The organism is Flavobacterium sp. 90 (genome assembly GCF_004339525.1).
Taxonomy (GTDB): Bacteria; Bacteroidota; Bacteroidia; order Flavobacteriales; family Flavobacteriaceae; genus Flavobacterium.
This window is the reverse complement of record NZ_SMGE01000001.1, coordinates 6443211-6459023: the sequence shown is the minus strand read 5'-3', so window position 1 is coordinate 6459023 and position 15813 is coordinate 6443211. Positions and strand designations below refer to the sequence as shown.

Below are 15813 nucleotides of genomic sequence, written 5' to 3'. Positions count from 1 at the left end.
GGTTAGTTGATTAGATTTTAAATTTTAAACCCATTAGTATTGAAGTAGATTGTGGGTAAGTTCCCTGATCTATTAAAGAGGTTGATTCCGGATCTAAACCTGTATATTTTGTAAAAGTCAATAGGTTTTGACCGGAGATATATAATCTTAAATATCTGTCGCCAATTATCTTAGGGTCTAATGTGTATCCGATTTCAAGATTTTTTAATCTTAAATAAGATGCATCTTCAACAAACACGCTCGAAATTTGACTTCCGCCATTATCATTCATTGTATTTCGCGGCGTTGTATTACTTGTGCCTTCTCCATTCCAGGCATTTAATACTGCAGTTGTTGAATTAAAAGGACGGCTGTCATAATCTAAAATTTGTTTTAAATCATTGTATCTATCTACACCCGAAACTCCTTGAAAAAGTAAGGACATATCAAATCTTTTATATTCTGCGTTAAATGAGAATCCGTAAGTTATTTTTGGAATTGGACTTCCTATAAAAGCTCTGTCATTGGCGTCGATTTGTCCGTCTCCATTAAGGTCTTTAAATTTGATATCTCCTGGCTTTACTCCGTTTGTATTGGAGTACAGAGTAGAATTTATTTCAGCCTGATTTTGATAAATACCATCAAATTTAAGTCCGTAATAAGAGCTTATAGGTTGTCCAACAACTGTTTTAGTATGTGTTTTATCATCTGTAATCTCGGTAACATATTGCTGTAGTTTTTCAACATTATTTTTTAGAGTCGCAATATTTCCGCTGATTCCGTATTTAAATTCGTGATCATTGTTTTGAAAATTAGCTCCAAACTCAAATCCTTTGTTGCTAACAATTCCGGCATTAACATACGTTTTATTGATTTGACCAACAGTTGCTGATGGTAATCCTACTGCTAACAAAATATCATTGGTAGTTTTATCAAAATAATCAACAGTGAAAGTCAGTTTATTTTCGAAAACACCTAAATCAAGACCAAAGTTTGTTTGCGTAGTAGTTTCCCATTTTAAATCGGGATTACCATAACGAATTACTTTAATGATCCCTCCAGTTTCAGTAACAAGAGTTTCATAGGCATTATTAGGGATTTCCTGATTACCGGATTGTCCCCAACTGGCTCTCCATTTTAAGTTAGAAATCCATTTTGTACTTTCCATGAATTTTTCTCTGGACATTAACCAGCCTCCAGAAACCGAAGGAAAAAATCCCCATTTGTTATTTGGTCCAAAACGAGAAGAACCATCAGCTCTTACAGTTCCTGAAACATAATATTTATTGTCATATCCGTAATTGGCAGAACCAAAAAAGGAAATAAGATTCCACATTTGAGCAGATCCCGAACTGTTTTTATCAGTATCGCTTCCGTAATCAAGATAACGGAAAGGATCCGATGTATTATTATAATTTGTTCTGCTTCCGCCTACAGCAGATTGATTGAAATTAACAGTTTCCTCTCCTAATAATGCATTAATGCTATGTTTCTCTGCAAGAGTTTTAGTGTAGTTTAACGTATTTGTAAAAGTAAAAGTTGTTGCTTCTCCGCGGTTTTCGTTTAAGTTTGAAGGTCTGTTTTGTCTGCCTTGCCCCGGATATAATTCGTTTGGATCATTGTCACTATCATCGCCATAATTTTGTCCAAAAGCTTTATTGTGGTCAAAAGCGATTTCTGCTCCAAAATTACTTCTGAATTTTAATGATTTATCAGCTAAGAAAGTATATTCTCCATATACATTTCCAAACGTTTTAAATAGAGATCTTACATCATCTGTATAATTAACTATTGCAATTGGATTTGAGGTTAGTTCATAATTACGACTCCAACCTCCATTAGGATTGTTGTTTAAGTAGAATGGAAGATCGGTATAAGGATTATTTGCTTTATAGGTTGGATCATTTACATCTTTATAAACTCCCAATACAGAAGGACGTAATAAAGCGTGTCTAATGACTCCCGGAGCATCTCCGCTTGAAGACATTTTATCTTGTTTGCTGCTTGTAATTTGAAAGTTTGTTCCAACTTTAAAACGATCCGTAACTTCCGTATTAATATTTGCTCTAAAATTAATACGTTGATAAGTGTCTTTATCTCCAACAACAATACCGTTTTGTCCAAAATAACCACCAGATATTAAGTATTGTGTTTTTTCTGAACCTCCACTAAACGAAAGCTGTACATTGTCTGTTTTTCCTGCTCCAAATAATTGTTTTAACCAATTTGTGTCTGATAGAGGTATTCCGTTAACTTTTCCGTTAGCTCTATCAATACTATAAGGACTTGGCGCATTTGCAGGATTATTGTTAGAGTTATGCCAAGCCTGATCCATTACGGTTAGATATTGATTTGCATTTAGCATTTTAGGTAAATTTGTGGCAAAACTGGTTCCGGAATAATACTCGACATCAATATTGGATCTTCCTTTTATACCGCTTTTGGTAGTTAGAATAACAACACCTCCTGCAGCTCTTGAACCATAAATAGCCGTTGCAGCAGCATCTTTTAAAACGGTCATTGATTTTACATCAGACATATTCAAGAAAGAAATATCGCGTGTGGCAACACCATCTACAACATATAAGACTTCATTATTTCCCAGCGTTCCTTCACCTCTAATACGTATTTTAAGTCCATCTCCAGGAGCGCCTGTATTTGCCGAAACCGAAACACCGGCAACTTGTCCTTGAAGCGCCTGACCAACATCGGCTACTTTTGTTTTAGATAATTCCGCCATATCTACTGTGGCAACGGCACCTGTTATTGCAGATTTTTTTTCGCTTGTATATCCTACGATAACAACTTCGTTTAAAGTGTTTGTATCTGTTGTAAGAGTAACGTTTACTTCTGTTTTGCCAGCTACTGATACTTCCTGAGTTTGGTATCCTATATAACTGAAAATTAATACAGTATTTGCGCTTGTAGTTTTAATGGTATAATTACCGTCCAAATCAGTTGTCGCGTAGTTTGAAGTTCCTTTTTCGTTTACGTTTACCTGAGGCATCGATCCGTCGACATCCGAGACTGTACCTTTAATAGTTTGAGCCTGTATAATGCCGCCCAGCATAATCATTCCGAATAGGAATAATTTGAATATAAAATTTTTCATCATCATAAAGAAGTGTTAATTGAATTACTAGTTAGTTTGTTTTTTTGTGGTTTTTTAAGGTTAATTCTGTTTTGTGGTTTTACGATAACGTTTGAATTAATTATCGTTTATAAAATTAGTTTGAGGGTACAGGAAATCGTGTACACTATTTCTTCAAAAGTGTACACTGTGGTTTTTGTTTCTGTAAATCAGTGTTTTAGTGGTGTTTTAGCTCTTTGATATATATTTGAGCTGATAATTTTTGGGCGTTAAATCATATAGTTTTTTAAACTCACGATAAAAATATGAGCGATTATTAAAGCCTGATTGATAACATACTTCAGATACTGTTAATTTGTTTTTTCTTAACAATTCAGCAGCATATTTCAATCGAATGGTACGAATTAAATCACCTGGTGTAAAACCAAAAAGTTGTTTGGTTTTTCGGTATAATTGCGAATTACTGATACCTAATTCTTTTTCGATAAATAAACTTTGAAGATTTTCGTTATCGATATTATTGCGAATAAGCTCAATGATTTTTTTTATAAAATCTTTTTCCTCGTTATTTATATTTAGATTGGGTAGATTTTCGGTAAGAGTATCTTGTTTAAAGTGCTTTGAAATTAATTCTTTTTCTTCCAGTAGTTTTTGTATTCTTACGAGAAGATGATCCGGATAAAATGGTTTTGGAATATAAGAATTTGCGCCGCTTTCTATGCCTTCGATTCTATGCACAACAGAGTCTTTTGCTGTTAGCATAATAAAAGGAATATGACAGGTTTTAAGATTCGTTTTAATTTTTTTGCAAAACTCAACGCCATCCATAAAAGGCATCATTACATCGCTAATAATAATGTCTGGCAGAATATCTTCAATAATTTTTAAAGCTTCAAGGCCATTGTAGGCAAGTAAAAGTTTATATTTCTCGCTAAGTAATTCGTTAAGAAGTACATGAATATCTTTTTCATCTTCGACTATTAGTATTACTTTTCGATTATCTGTAAGTTTTTCGAGCGATAAAATTTTATTTGGACTGTCTTCCAGTTTAATGGGATTTTCTTCCAAAATATTTTTTAAATGTTGTGATATTAAAATAGGACTTATTGCTTTGTCTAGTTCTTTTTCGCTAAAAGCTTCTTTATGGCAAGGTAATAAAATTGTAAAGGTCGTTTCTTTATTAAGAGTACTTGTAACTTGTATTTCACCTTTTAATACACCAACTAATTTTTTTACATATGCAAGACCAATACCGGTTCTAAACATATTGTTATCAGTTTCCTTAGTATTTGTATCGGCTAAGAAAAATTGAGTAAATAAAGAATCTAATCCCTCTTTTGGAATTCCCTTTCCTGTATTTGTGATTGTTATGTTTAGCTTTTTAAAATCGTTATCCTGAATATAAAATTTAAGATCTATTTGTCCATTTACAGGGGTATATTTAAAAGCATTTGACATTACATTAAACACTATTTTTTCAATCTTATCTTTGTCGAACCATCCCGGTAAAGTAGGAGGGATGCTGAGGTTGTATTGAATGTTTTTCTCTAAAGCCCATTCATCAAATAACTCGGCAATTTGTTCGATTAGGTTTACCAAATCAAATTTTTTCACTGTTACTTCCAGATAGTCATATTCGGCTTTTCTAAATTCAAGTAATTGTTGCGTTAAGAATAATAAACGCGAAGAATTTCGTTGAATCATTTGTATAAATTTCTGATTTTTTTCGTTGAGATTTGTAGCTTCCGAAAGTTTTTGAATAGGTCCAACGATTAACGTTAACGGCGTTTGAAATTCATGAGCAATATCTGTAAAAAACGTAAGTCTGTTTTCGTGAAGTTCTTTTTCTCTTTGTCTGAAAAGAATATTTTGGGTCAATGATTGACGTTTTTTGTAATAACTAAGCACAAATAATACAAAAGCCAAAAACAATAAAGAATAGATTATAAAAGCAAGATTTGATTGCCAGAATATTGGTTTAACACAAATATCAATGGCATGAACCGGTTTACTCCATACACCATCACTATTTGACCATTTTATCCATAAAGAGTAGTTTCCTTTTGGCACATTTGTAAAAGAAATAATTCGTCGGTTGTTAATCGTATTCCAGCCTTTATCAAAATTCATTAATTGATAAGCATATTGACATTTTTCAGTATTGATATAAGTTAAAGCAGTGAGTTCAATATCAAAAAAGTTCTGATTATGGTCTAAAAAAATTGATGGATGAGTATTTGAATCAGGCGTAATAACCAATCCTTGATAATACGGAATAGGCTGATTTTGACCACTAATTTTATCAATAAAAAGATCCGGAATTATAGTAGACTCTTTTATTTTTTGAGGCAGGAAATAATTAAAACCTTTAATTCCTCCCATAAAAATAAATTCAGAGTTTAAGTCCTGATAAAAAGCACCATCTGCAAATTCATTATTTTGTAAGCCTTCATTTTTAGTGTAATTGGTAAATTTCAATCGATTAGGATTAAAATTAGACAAGCCAAAGTTGGTACTTAACCAGAGATTATTTCTTTTATCGACAACTATTCCGTGAATTGTATTATTTGGAAGTCCATCTTTTACGGTAAAGCTTTTAAAAATTGCTTTTTCATCCTTTTTTACAGGATTTAATAGATTAAAACCAAAACTAGTTCCTATCCAAAGTCTGTTTTTGGGATCAGTTTGTAAACACAAAATATCATTATTAGATAAACTTGTAGCATCATCAGGATTGTTTTTATAAACTATAAAATGTTCTGATTTTTTATCAAATAAATTTAAGCCACCTAATCGAGTTCCAATCCAGAGATGGTTTTTGTCTCTAGGAATTATAGAAAAAACAATATTACTGCTTAAAGTATTTTTTTGATTACTAACCGCAAGGTATTTTTTAAAGTCAGTAATCTTCAAGTTTTCTCCAGACCGTTCGATCTTGCAGCGAATCATTCCGTATCCGTTAGTACCAAGCCAAATAAATCCATCTTCGTCCTGATAGATCGAGTAGATAGATTTAAAGTAATCGTACTCTTTATTACCTAGAATATTGGTCCAATTAATTAATTTAGATTTTTTTAGATCGAAAATTGAAATTCCTTCACCATCAGTTCCAATAAAAATTAAGCCATCTTGTCCTTTACATAAAGAAAAAACGGCATTATTAATGGCACTATTATTCTCGTTATAGTTTTTGTATTCCAGTGCTTTTTCAGGATTAAGATAAAAACTTGAAGAGAAACAGAATAAACCCTTTCCTTTTGTACCCACCAAAAAAGAGTTTTTATCAACTTGCAGAAACGTTCTCACAATCGCTCCGTCTAATTCAGGAACCTGAGATTTTGCAACGAGGTTGAACGATTTCCTCAGTGGATACATTTTAATAATTCCGTCGCCGTCTGTTCCTGCCCAAATGATATTTTCATTTCCTCTAATTAAGGTCGTAGTTTTTTGTTTGTCAAGATGTTTTAACCAATTGTGATTAATTATATTACCGTTAATATCAATAATGTAATATCCGGTTTTACTTGAAGCAACAAGTCCTTCAGGAATATTTCCTATACTGTTTTCAATATCTTTTTTAGAAAGTAATGTATTTTCTTTGGTAACAAAAGAATACAAATTACTAATTCCGGTTACAGATACAGTGCATATTTTTTCTTTCGAAACGATTCCGAATGTTCGAATATTATCGGATATCAATTCTATTTTAGAGATAAAAGGTTTTTCGGTTGATTTACTTTTAAAGGATAACGAGTAAAGTTTGTTATCTTCAAACAACACAAGTAATTCGCCGCTTAAAGTAAATTCCATTTTTTTTACGGCTTTTTTCTGCAGTTTTTCGGTATTTAATAGCTGAAAATCATTACCATTAAAATAACCAATTCCCCAATCTTTTACAGCACAAAACACTTTTTTAGAAGAGTCAAGAGCCATATTAAATTCAGCTTCAGATAAAGGCGGAATGTTTTCTCTTGAAAAGTAATAATGCTGAAAAACACCTGTTTTTTTATCATAACGGTTAATTCCGTGTATGGTTAATATCCAAATCCTGCCGGCATTATCCTCATCTATTTTGAGAATAACCTGATTACTCAAGCTATTTTTATTGTTTAATTCAGGTCTGAAAATTTCAAAGTTATTTCCATCATATCGATTTAAACCATCCCAGGTTCCTATCCAAAGCAAGTTTTCAGAATCTTGAAATATAGCATTTATCGAACTATTAGATAAGCCCTTTGTATTGTCTAATTGTTCTAATGAATATTCAATATTGGCTGTCTTTGGAATATCAAAAACAGATTCAGAATTTTTGTTATGTATTTTTAATTGAGAAGTTTCAGATAACTGATTAGTTTCAGATTTATTATTAGAAGATGTATTCTCTTTATTTTGACATGAAAAGGATATTATATAAATGAAGCAAATAAGGAGATTTTTAATTTTCAATTTTTTTTATTTATATCGGGTAGAATAATTTATAGAATTTTTCCTTGTGAAAAAAACACTCTGATTTAAAGTCTTATTGTGTTGGTACTAAGGTAGGTAGATGTATGGCATAAATGTATGATTTTTGTCATATTTGTTTTTTACTTTTATCAACCAAAAGAATTGTGGATACAATTGAAGCAAAAAAAAGCTGATACTTAATTGTATCAGCTTTTTTATGTTTTATACTTTTTTGACTTTCTTTAGAGCCTCTATGTAGTTTTCGTTTACTTTTTCCCAATTTATATGTTGATAAAAAGCATCTATATAACTTCCTTTTCTGTTTTGATAATCTAAGTAATAGGCATGTTCCCATAAATCGATTCCTAAAATAGGAGTTCCCGGAATCAAAGCGTTTTTCATTAAAGGATTATCTTGATTATCAGTTGTTGTTACTTGTAGTTTTCCGTATCTGTCAACGACTAACCAAACCCAGCCAGAACCAAATTGCTTTGTTGCCTGACCTTTAAACTGATTTGTAAGGTTGCTAAATGAACCAAATTCTTTATTTATAGAACCAACTAAAGTATCTTTTGGAGTTGTCTCTTTTGGAGTCAGAATATTAAAATACAAAGTGTGATTGTAATATCCACCGGCATTTTGGCGAAGTTTTGCATTGTTGAGGTCTAATTTTTTTAAGATATCTTCAATTGGCAAGTTTTCAAATTCAGTGTTTAAAATCTCTTTATTTAGATTATTCGTATACGTTAAATAATGCTTAGAATAATGCGTTTCCATTGTAAGTGTTCTTATTGCCGGCGCTAATGCGTCATAAGAAAAAGGAAGTTTTGTTAACTCAAAAGATCCCGGATCTGCTTTTACATCATTCGGAGATCCAATGGTTATTTTTTCTTCTTTTGTAGGCAAAGGAACTTCTACAACTTCGGTTAGCTTATTATTATCATTACAAGAAAATAATAATATAAATGAAGCTAGAATCCCAAAACGAATAATGTTTTTCTTCATAATGTTAGTTATTTTGATGATAGTGAATTAATAATTTCTATATAGCATTCTTTAGCTTCATCGATTGATATACGACTTATTTGCATCCACGCATTTGTTTTGAAGGCATCACGTAAATCAAAATTCTCAGATTGATTGTAAACAGCTGATCCAAAAGTTGCCTGTTTGTAATAAGCATAAAGCCTTAGCTGCACATCTTGTGGCAGCGAGGCCTGAGTCATTTTTAAAGCAGTTTCTACAGCCTCGGAAAAACGAGTATCTAAATCTTTTTCGGTCATTTAAGCTTTTGTAGCAATAATGGTTTTTCCTCCAATTGCTTTTTGGTTTAATACTACATTAATTGGAGTACCTAAAGGTAAAAATAAATCTACTCTTGAACCAAATTTAATGAAGCCGGCATCAGTTCCCTGAACAACCTGCATTCCTTCTTGTGCGTAATTTACAATTCTACGTGCCAAAGCACCTGCAATTTGTCTGTATAAAATCTGTCCGAAAGTTTCGTTTTCAATCACAACAGTTGTTCTTTCATTTTCTTCACTTGCTTTTGGATGCCATGCAACTAAAAACTTACCAGGGTGATATTTACTAAATTTTATAATACCGTCCATAGCATAACGTGTAACGTGTACGTTAATTGGCGACATGAAAATAGAAACTTGCAAACGTTTGTCTTTGAAGAATTCACCTTCATAAACTTCTTCTATAACTACAACTTTTCCGTCAACAGGAGCAAGAATTTGATCGCTGTTTCTGATTGCAATTCTTTTAGGATTTCTAAAGAACTGTAAAATAATAATCAAAACCAATAAACCTGCTAGTTGTACCAGTATTCTTAACCAACTGATATTAATAAATTTCTCAGCAAGCAAAATTACGGCAACAGCAAATACAGTACCTAATAAAATGGATGGACCTCCTTCTTTATGAAACATAATATAAAATTTGATAAAATAAAAATATAATTGGTGCTACAAATATAACACTATCTAGTCGATCTAATACACCCCCGTGGCCAGGCATTATCGAGCCACTGTCTTTTACACCTGCAACTCTTTTGAATTTTGATTCGATTAAATCTCCAATAGTTCCAAAGATGCTAACAATTAAAGCAATTATCATCCAGATTAAGATCGATTTATTGCTAAATTCAGGTTTAGGCTGTATGTATAATTTTGAAATTAAGAAACCGGCAAATGCAGCAAAAACAACTCCGCCAAGAAAACCCTCTATAGTTTTTTTAGGCGAAATGCGCTCAAATAATTTATGTTTACCCATAGATTTGCCAACCAGATAAGCAAATGTATCATTGGTCCAGATTAAGACAAATAATCCAATAATAATTTTTGGATTATAATCTTTGATTCCGAAAGATATTTTTGTGATAAAAAGAAAAGGCAACATAATATACCCGATCAAATAAATGTATTTAGAAGCTTTGCCGATGGTTTGAGTGTCATCAAACAAAAAGAAAATACATTTTATAAAAACAATCAGGGTGATTATAAGTAAAACAGAAAATAATTTATCTGTGTCAACTGTAATTTGGATATTATCTTTTAGAAATTTATTGATGTAATTCTCCGTTTCGGCTCTGTAAAAACTAATTAAAGAAACCGTTGAGTAAAACAACGTAACAAATAGAATGGAAATAACTTTATTGATATTAACTAAATTGCAAAACTCATAAGTTGCAATAATTAGAAAAATACCAAAAAGAATGATAAAACTCTCTGTTGAAAACAGAATAGAAGTTAGTAATAAAGCGATATAAACAGCACCAGAAATGGTTCTCTTGAGTGTTTCATTCATCTTAAAGATCTTCTAAGAGCAATAAATAAAGATTCTTGGCAACACTTCCGTATTGTGTAAAATCCTCTTCTTTGGCTTTTTCGAAATATTTTATTGTGGTAATGTTAGTAGGATAATCTCTTTCGTATTTACGTTTAATGGCGCTTAAACCATCACTTTTTATAGAAAGGATCTGACTTGTTGTCGCGATAATTACAATATTTGCAGGTAATTCGTTTGGTTTGTTTTGCCTGATTTGTTTTGATGAAAACAAAATAGAACCTTCATCAGCAATTAGATTTTCGCAGCTTGCTAAAAGGAATTTTGGTCTTGTTGGTGCAATATAAAGTAATTTGTTTTCATCTAATAAATGAAAAAGACCTGGTTCATAACAAAGAACTTCATTTTCGAACCAATCGTTTTCTTCTAAAATATTTTCAAATTGTTCAGCTACTTCTTGTTTGTTTTCGCAATACAAAAACTTTCCTCCGTTTTTCTTAAAATTGAAAATGAACCTTTCGTCTATAGACAAATGGCTATCCTGAATGGAATTGCCCGCATATTCGCTTTCATTCTCTTCGTCGGAAGCGGCATCACTTGAACCAAATATTTTTTTGAAAAAATTCATTTTTATATGAAATACTTTACATGTTAATTGAAAACGTTCAAAGATAAAAAAATCTTAATTCAAAAGGCTATTTTGAATTAAGATTTTAAAAAATATTGCATATTTCTGAATAATTTACGAAACCACTTCTTCTAAATTTTTATCAAAAGTACGTTTTCCGAAAATTGTTTCTAAGTCATCTTTAAAAATAACTTCTTTTTCAATTAGTATATCAGCAAGCTGATTTAATTTGTCTTTGTTTTCTTCTAAAATTTCAATTGCTCTTTGATATTGACCTTCAATTAATTCTGAAATTTCTTTATCAATGATTTTTGCAGTTTCATCAGAATAAGGTTTAGAAAAGTTGTATTCGCTTTGTCCTGTTGAATCGTAATAAGTAACATTTCCAATTTTATCATTCAAACCGTAGATTGTTACCATTGCACGAGCCTGACGGGTAACTTTTTCTAAATCGCTTAATGCACCAGTCGAAATTCTGTCAAAAGTCACTTTTTCAGCTGCTCTTCCGCCCATTGTTGCACACATTTCGTCTAACATTTGATCTGTTCTTACGATTTGTCTTTCTTCTGGCAAGTACCAAGCTGCTCCTAAACTTTGCCCACGCGGAACAATAGTTACTTTAATAAGTGGTGCAGCATGTTCAAGCATCCAGCTCACAGTTGCGTGTCCAGCTTCGTGAATTGCAATTGCTCTTTTTTCTTCTGGAGTAATGATTTTATTTTTCTTTTCGAGACCACCAATGATTCTGTCTACAGCATCAAGGAAATCTTGTTTGTCGACTGCAGTTTTGTTATTACGAGCAGCGATTAATGCAGCTTCGTTACAAACATTTGCAATATCAGCACCAGAGAATCCAGGAGTTTGTTTTGCTAAGAAGTCAAGATCAAGACCTTCAACTTTTTTGATAGGCGCTAAGTGAACTGCAAAGATTTCAGCTCTTTCGCGAATGTCTGGTAAGTCAACAAAAATTTGTCTGTCAAAACGTCCAGCACGCATTAAGGCTTTATCAAGTACGTCAGCTCTGTTTGTTGCAGCAAGAACAATTACGTTTGAGTTTGTACCAAAACCATCCATTTCTGTTAATAATTGGTTCAGAGTATTTTCTCTTTCGTCGTTTCCACCTGACATATTGCTTTTTCCTCTTGCTCTACCAACAGCATCAATCTCGTCGATGAAGATAATAGCAGGAGATTTTTCTTTCGCTTGTTTAAATAAATCACGAACACGTGAAGCACCAACTCCTACAAACATTTCTACGAAGTCAGAACCTGACAAAGAGAAGAAAGGAACCTGAGCCTCACCGGCAACAGCTTTTGCAAGCAAAGTTTTACCAGTTCCCGGAGGTCCTACAAGTAAAGCTCCTTTTGGAATTTTACCTCCAAGATTAGTATATTTTTCTGGGTTTTTAAGGAATTCTACAATTTCTTGTATTTCTTCTTTAGCACCTTCTAAACCTGCAACATCTTTAAATGTAGTTTTGATGTCAGTTTTCTCATCAAACAATTTAGCTTTAGATTTTCCAATGTTGAAAATTTGTCCGCCACCGCCACCTGCGCCACCTGACATTTTACGCATAATGAAAATCCATACACCAATAATAATGATGATAGGAAGTAAGCTGATCAAAATATCAGTCCAATTATTTGCCTCTTTGAAATCGTAATCAATTAATTTTTTTTCGGCTTTAGCCCTGTCAAGTTTTTCTTGAAAAGATTTTAAATCACCAAACTTGGTCGTATAATGTGGTCCCTTATTTGGTCTGTCAAACATATCTTTAGATACCTTTTTGTTAGCAGGATCTTTAAGTCCGGCATCAGAAAGGTAAATTTCAGCATCTTTATTATTAAAAATGATAACATTTTTAATTTCTCCTTTAGCCAACATATTGTCAATGTTAGAAGATTTAAGCTGAGCAGGTTCGCTCATGCTTGATCCTCCGGTAGCAAAACTTATAAATAAAAAAACTAAAAGTATTGCGGTGTATATTAACCAAGGACTTATTTTAAATTTACTCGGATTTGGATTATTATCTTTAGCCATTAGAAAAAATTTTCTTTAGTATTTGTTTTCGATTGTAGTTATTTTGGCGTCACCCCAAAGGCTTTCGATATTATAGTATTCACGAATGTGTTTCTGGAAAACATGTACCACGATATGCACATAATCCATCAGAACCCATTCTGCATTATCGGTTCCTTCTACGTGCCAAGGTTTGTCTTTTAAATCTTTAGATACTGTTTTTTGAATTGAGTTTACAATGGCGTTAACTTGGGTATTAGAGCTTCCGTTGCAAATTACAAAATAGTCACAAACAGCCGTGTCTATTTCTCTTAAGTCAAGAATATCGATATCATTTCCTTTTACTTCTTCAATCCCTTTGATTATGTTCGCCAGTAGAACATCATTATTAATAGTCTTTTTCGCCATGAATTATTTTATATGAATTTGTAAAGTTACCAAATTTTGTGATTATTTTTGAACCTTAACAAAATATTAAATTAAGTTATTTAAATTACTTAAATGAAACTAATCAAACTCGATGCCATAGATTCAACAAATGATTTCTTAAAATCATTGTCAAGCCAAGATGAGCTTGATAATTTCACTGTCGTAACGGCTGAAAATCAGACAAAAGGGAAAGGGCAGATGGGAGCAAAGTGGCAGTCTGAATCAGGTAAAAACTTAATTATGAGTGCCTTGGTCAAGGATTTTTTATATGATAATGAACAATTTTTTAACTTGAGTATAGTAGTTTCATTAGCTGTAATTGAGGTTTTAAAAACGTTAAATATTTCTGATTTAAGTATAAAATGGCCGAACGACATTATGTCATACAATAAAAAAATTGGTGGCATACTAATCGAAAATACCCTAAAAAGCGATGGCAGAATCGTGTCAGTTGTCGGATTAGGACTTAATGTCAATCAGACTAATTTTGATCAATTGCCAAATGCTTCTTCCTTGGCAGTTATTGCCGGACATTCTTTTGATAAAGATGCTTTACCAGTTTTGATTACTGATAAAATGAAAGAAAAAATCGAATTATGGAATACTAATTCGGAGGATTTCTGGACAACTTACTTTGATACTTTATTCCGAAAAGGTGTTCCAATGCCTTTTAAAAATCTTAATTCTGAAAACTCAGGGCAGAATTTCATGGGAATAATTCAAGGCGTTTCTTCCGTTGGAAAAATTCAAATTTTGCTTGAAGATGATTCTGTTTCTGAATTTGATATCAAAGAAGTTCAGATGCTTTACTAAAGATTCTTAGGTTCTGAGTTGCTAAGGTTCTGAGGCTTTTTTATCGAACTATAACATGTCTGTCATTGCGAGGAACGAAGCAACCACAATAGTAAATTACTTATCGATTCACAAAGTGAGATTGCTTCGTTCCTCACAATGACTAAAATCAGCATAACTCCCTTTAATCCGTCAAATCCGTGTGCCAATTCTCTAAACCTCAACTGCTTTTACAGACTTTGGCGCTATTTTTCTATTCCAATAAATAATGTAGAAAGTTCCCAATATTGAAGGCATCATCCAGGCGATTATATTTCCAAGTCCAATTCCGGCAACGATAAAAGCAGTTACAGATGCAATTAAGGCTCCAATCATTTTTCCGATGTGTTTAGAAAGCCAATCTTTATTTGATACAGAAAGGTTTTTGAAGAAAATAAAGTCTTTAACGGTCATATAAAACCCGAAACCTCCAAAGAAAGTAAATAAAATCCCGTTTTGAATCGCATGCAATTGGCAATATATTCCAATAGAAATCATTATTACAGAGAAGAACAACATACTGCCTGAAATTAATTTGTCTACAAAATCAGCTTTTAATTTACGTTTGAAACTTAGCGCTCTATTTCCTGAAATAACCAGATAAATGGTAAACAATCCAATCAGGAACAAAAAGATATTCTGATGTTTGGGCATCCAGCAAATCGGAATGGAAATTAAAGAGCTTGTAACCATTCCGATAGAAAATAGTTTGCCCATTCTTTTGTGAAGTAATCCGCCTTTTTTGACCATAATACTTCCAATTCCTGTAATAAGTCCAATTCCTCCAAAGAAGGCATGAATGTAAATTAAAATCTTGATAGTTGCTTCCATAATTTGGTTTTTGTTAGTTTATGGATCAAACTTCGGGGAATAATTTGTCAAGGAATAATTAATAGTTCTGAACTGTAGTTTTTTGAGGATGAAGTGTTTTTTTTCTGAGGTTCAAAGGTTTTTTCAAAGGTTCTGAGATTCTGAGGTTCTGAGGTTTTCTGTAGAGGCGCACAGCAGTGCGTCTTTTTTTTTTTGATCTCGCAAAGACGCGAAGACGCAAAGTTTTTTTGTCTTGGTGTGGCAAATAAAAAAGCCTGATCGTAAAATCAGGCTTTTAAATTTTATATAATTCGGAAATTAATAATCAACAATCAATAATTAACAATTATAACTTCGTCATATTAGTTGCCAAAGTTTCGATGAATTTGCTAATTGGTCCTTTGATCATCATAGCCATCATAGCGTTAAATTCTCCTTCAAATTGAAGTTGTACGGCACTTTCAGAATCTGAAATGCTATCGATATTTGAAACCAAAGTAAATGGAAGTTTATCGCTTGCTGCTCCAAGAACAATTTTGTTTGGTGCAACTTTTTCTTTCATTTTTAGTTTTATTTCCGGCATACCTTTCAATCCAAAAATAAAAGCATCTTCGCCTGTTACTTCAAATTTAGCAATATTATCCGGCATTAATTTTTCAAAATTCTTAACATCAGTCAATAAATCAAATAAATCTTGAGCTGATTTCTGAACAGTAACTTTTGGACTTTCTAAGTTCATATTTTATTTTTTATTTATTTTTTTACCGCAAAGTGCGCAAGTTTTTTT

At 32.3% G+C, this 15813-nt stretch carries 12 protein-coding genes; 1 reads left to right on the top strand and 11 read right to left on the bottom strand.

Translation table 11 applies throughout. The features are described from left to right. Positions 1-10 precede the first annotated feature (10 nt). From C8C83_RS26330 to rsfS, 9 genes are all read right to left on the bottom strand, one after another. Positions 11-3097, bottom strand: a complete 3087-nt coding sequence (locus C8C83_RS26330; protein ID WP_132011972.1) for a TonB-dependent receptor — start codon at positions 3095-3097, stop codon at positions 11-13. 201 nt (positions 3098-3298) lie between these two features. Continuing rightward, positions 3299-7516 (bottom strand): hybrid sensor histidine kinase/response regulator transcription factor, encoded by a 4218-nt coding sequence (locus tag C8C83_RS26325; RefSeq protein ID WP_121325720.1) that lies wholly within the window; start codon positions 7514-7516, stop codon positions 3299-3301. A 222-nt stretch (positions 7517-7738) separates the two neighbouring features. Beyond that, positions 7739-8521, bottom strand: coding sequence for a superoxide dismutase (locus tag C8C83_RS26320; protein WP_121325719.1), 783 nt, complete (start codon positions 8519-8521; stop codon positions 7739-7741). Between the two features lie 8 nt (positions 8522-8529). Next, positions 8530-8799 carry an acyl-CoA-binding protein gene (locus C8C83_RS26315; RefSeq protein WP_121325718.1) on the bottom strand — a complete coding sequence of 90 codons (270 nt, stop codon included), beginning with the start codon at positions 8797-8799 and terminating at the stop codon, positions 8530-8532. Continuing rightward, positions 8800-9453, bottom strand: coding sequence for a phosphatidylserine decarboxylase family protein (locus tag C8C83_RS26310; protein ID WP_121325717.1), 654 nt, complete (start codon positions 9451-9453; stop codon positions 8800-8802). Next, positions 9443-10330: a phosphatidate cytidylyltransferase gene (locus tag C8C83_RS26305; RefSeq protein WP_121325716.1), complete on the bottom strand. Its 888-nt coding sequence runs from the start codon at positions 10328-10330 to the stop codon at positions 9443-9445. The genes C8C83_RS26310 and C8C83_RS26305 overlap by 11 nt, the downstream gene beginning before the upstream one ends. A gap of 1 nt (position 10331) precedes the next feature. Continuing rightward, positions 10332-10937, bottom strand: a complete 606-nt coding sequence (locus C8C83_RS26300) for a lactate utilization protein B/C (protein WP_121325715.1) — start codon at positions 10935-10937, stop codon at positions 10332-10334. A gap of 114 nt (positions 10938-11051) precedes the next feature. Continuing rightward, positions 11052-12977, bottom strand: coding sequence for an ATP-dependent zinc metalloprotease FtsH (gene ftsH, locus C8C83_RS26295; RefSeq protein WP_121325714.1), 1926 nt, complete (start codon positions 12975-12977; stop codon positions 11052-11054). A gap of 15 nt (positions 12978-12992) precedes the next feature. Then, entirely contained in the window at positions 12993-13364 is a 372-nt protein-coding gene (gene rsfS / locus C8C83_RS26290; RefSeq protein ID WP_007809313.1) for a ribosome silencing factor, read from the bottom strand. A gap of 93 nt (positions 13365-13457) precedes the next feature. Between rsfS and C8C83_RS26285 the strand changes: the two genes are divergently transcribed. Next, positions 13458-14198 (top strand): biotin--[acetyl-CoA-carboxylase] ligase, encoded by a 741-nt coding sequence (locus tag C8C83_RS26285; protein ID WP_121325713.1) that lies wholly within the window; start codon positions 13458-13460, stop codon positions 14196-14198. A gap of 192 nt (positions 14199-14390) precedes the next feature. Here the strand turns inward: C8C83_RS26285 and C8C83_RS26280 are convergent, their stop codons facing one another. Continuing rightward, the gene (locus tag C8C83_RS26280; protein ID WP_121325712.1) at positions 14391-15047 is read right to left on the bottom strand and encodes a hypothetical protein; all 657 of its coding nucleotides are present in this window, start codon (positions 15045-15047) and stop codon (positions 14391-14393) included. A gap of 325 nt (positions 15048-15372) precedes the next feature. After that, on the bottom strand, positions 15373-15765 hold the full coding sequence (locus C8C83_RS26275; protein WP_121325711.1) for an SRPBCC family protein: 393 nt from the start codon (positions 15763-15765) through the stop codon (positions 15373-15375). Between the last annotated feature and the right edge of the window lie 48 nt (positions 15766-15813).

What these genes read in the sequence shown, in the direction of transcription:
- C8C83_RS26330 (WP_132011972.1), bottom strand. Translation starts at nt 3,097, where the DNA reads ATGATGATGAAAAATTTTATATTCAAATTATTCCTATTCGGAATGATT.
- C8C83_RS26320 (WP_121325719.1), bottom strand. Translation starts at nt 8,521, where the DNA reads ATGAAGAAAAACATTATTCGTTTTGGGATTCTAGCTTCATTTATATTA.
- C8C83_RS26315 (WP_121325718.1), bottom strand. Translation starts at nt 8,799, where the DNA reads ATGACCGAAAAAGATTTAGATACTCGTTTTTCCGAGGCTGTAGAAACT.
- C8C83_RS26310 (WP_121325717.1), bottom strand. Translation starts at nt 9,453, where the DNA reads ATGTTTCATAAAGAAGGAGGTCCATCCATTTTATTAGGTACTGTATTT.
- C8C83_RS26305 (WP_121325716.1), bottom strand. Translation starts at nt 10,330, where the DNA reads ATGAATGAAACACTCAAGAGAACCATTTCTGGTGCTGTTTATATCGCT.
- C8C83_RS26300 (WP_121325715.1), bottom strand. Translation starts at nt 10,937, where the DNA reads ATGAATTTTTTCAAAAAAATATTTGGTTCAAGTGATGCCGCTTCCGAC.
- ftsH (WP_121325714.1), bottom strand. Translation starts at nt 12,977, where the DNA reads ATGGCTAAAGATAATAATCCAAATCCGAGTAAATTTAAAATAAGTCCT.
- rsfS (WP_007809313.1), bottom strand. Translation starts at nt 13,364, where the DNA reads ATGGCGAAAAAGACTATTAATAATGATGTTCTACTGGCGAACATAATC.
- C8C83_RS26285 (WP_121325713.1), top strand. Translation starts at nt 13,458, where the DNA reads ATGAAACTAATCAAACTCGATGCCATAGATTCAACAAATGATTTCTTA.
- C8C83_RS26280 (WP_121325712.1), bottom strand. Translation starts at nt 15,047, where the DNA reads ATGGAAGCAACTATCAAGATTTTAATTTACATTCATGCCTTCTTTGGA.
- C8C83_RS26275 (WP_121325711.1), bottom strand. Translation starts at nt 15,765, where the DNA reads ATGAACTTAGAAAGTCCAAAAGTTACTGTTCAGAAATCAGCTCAAGAT.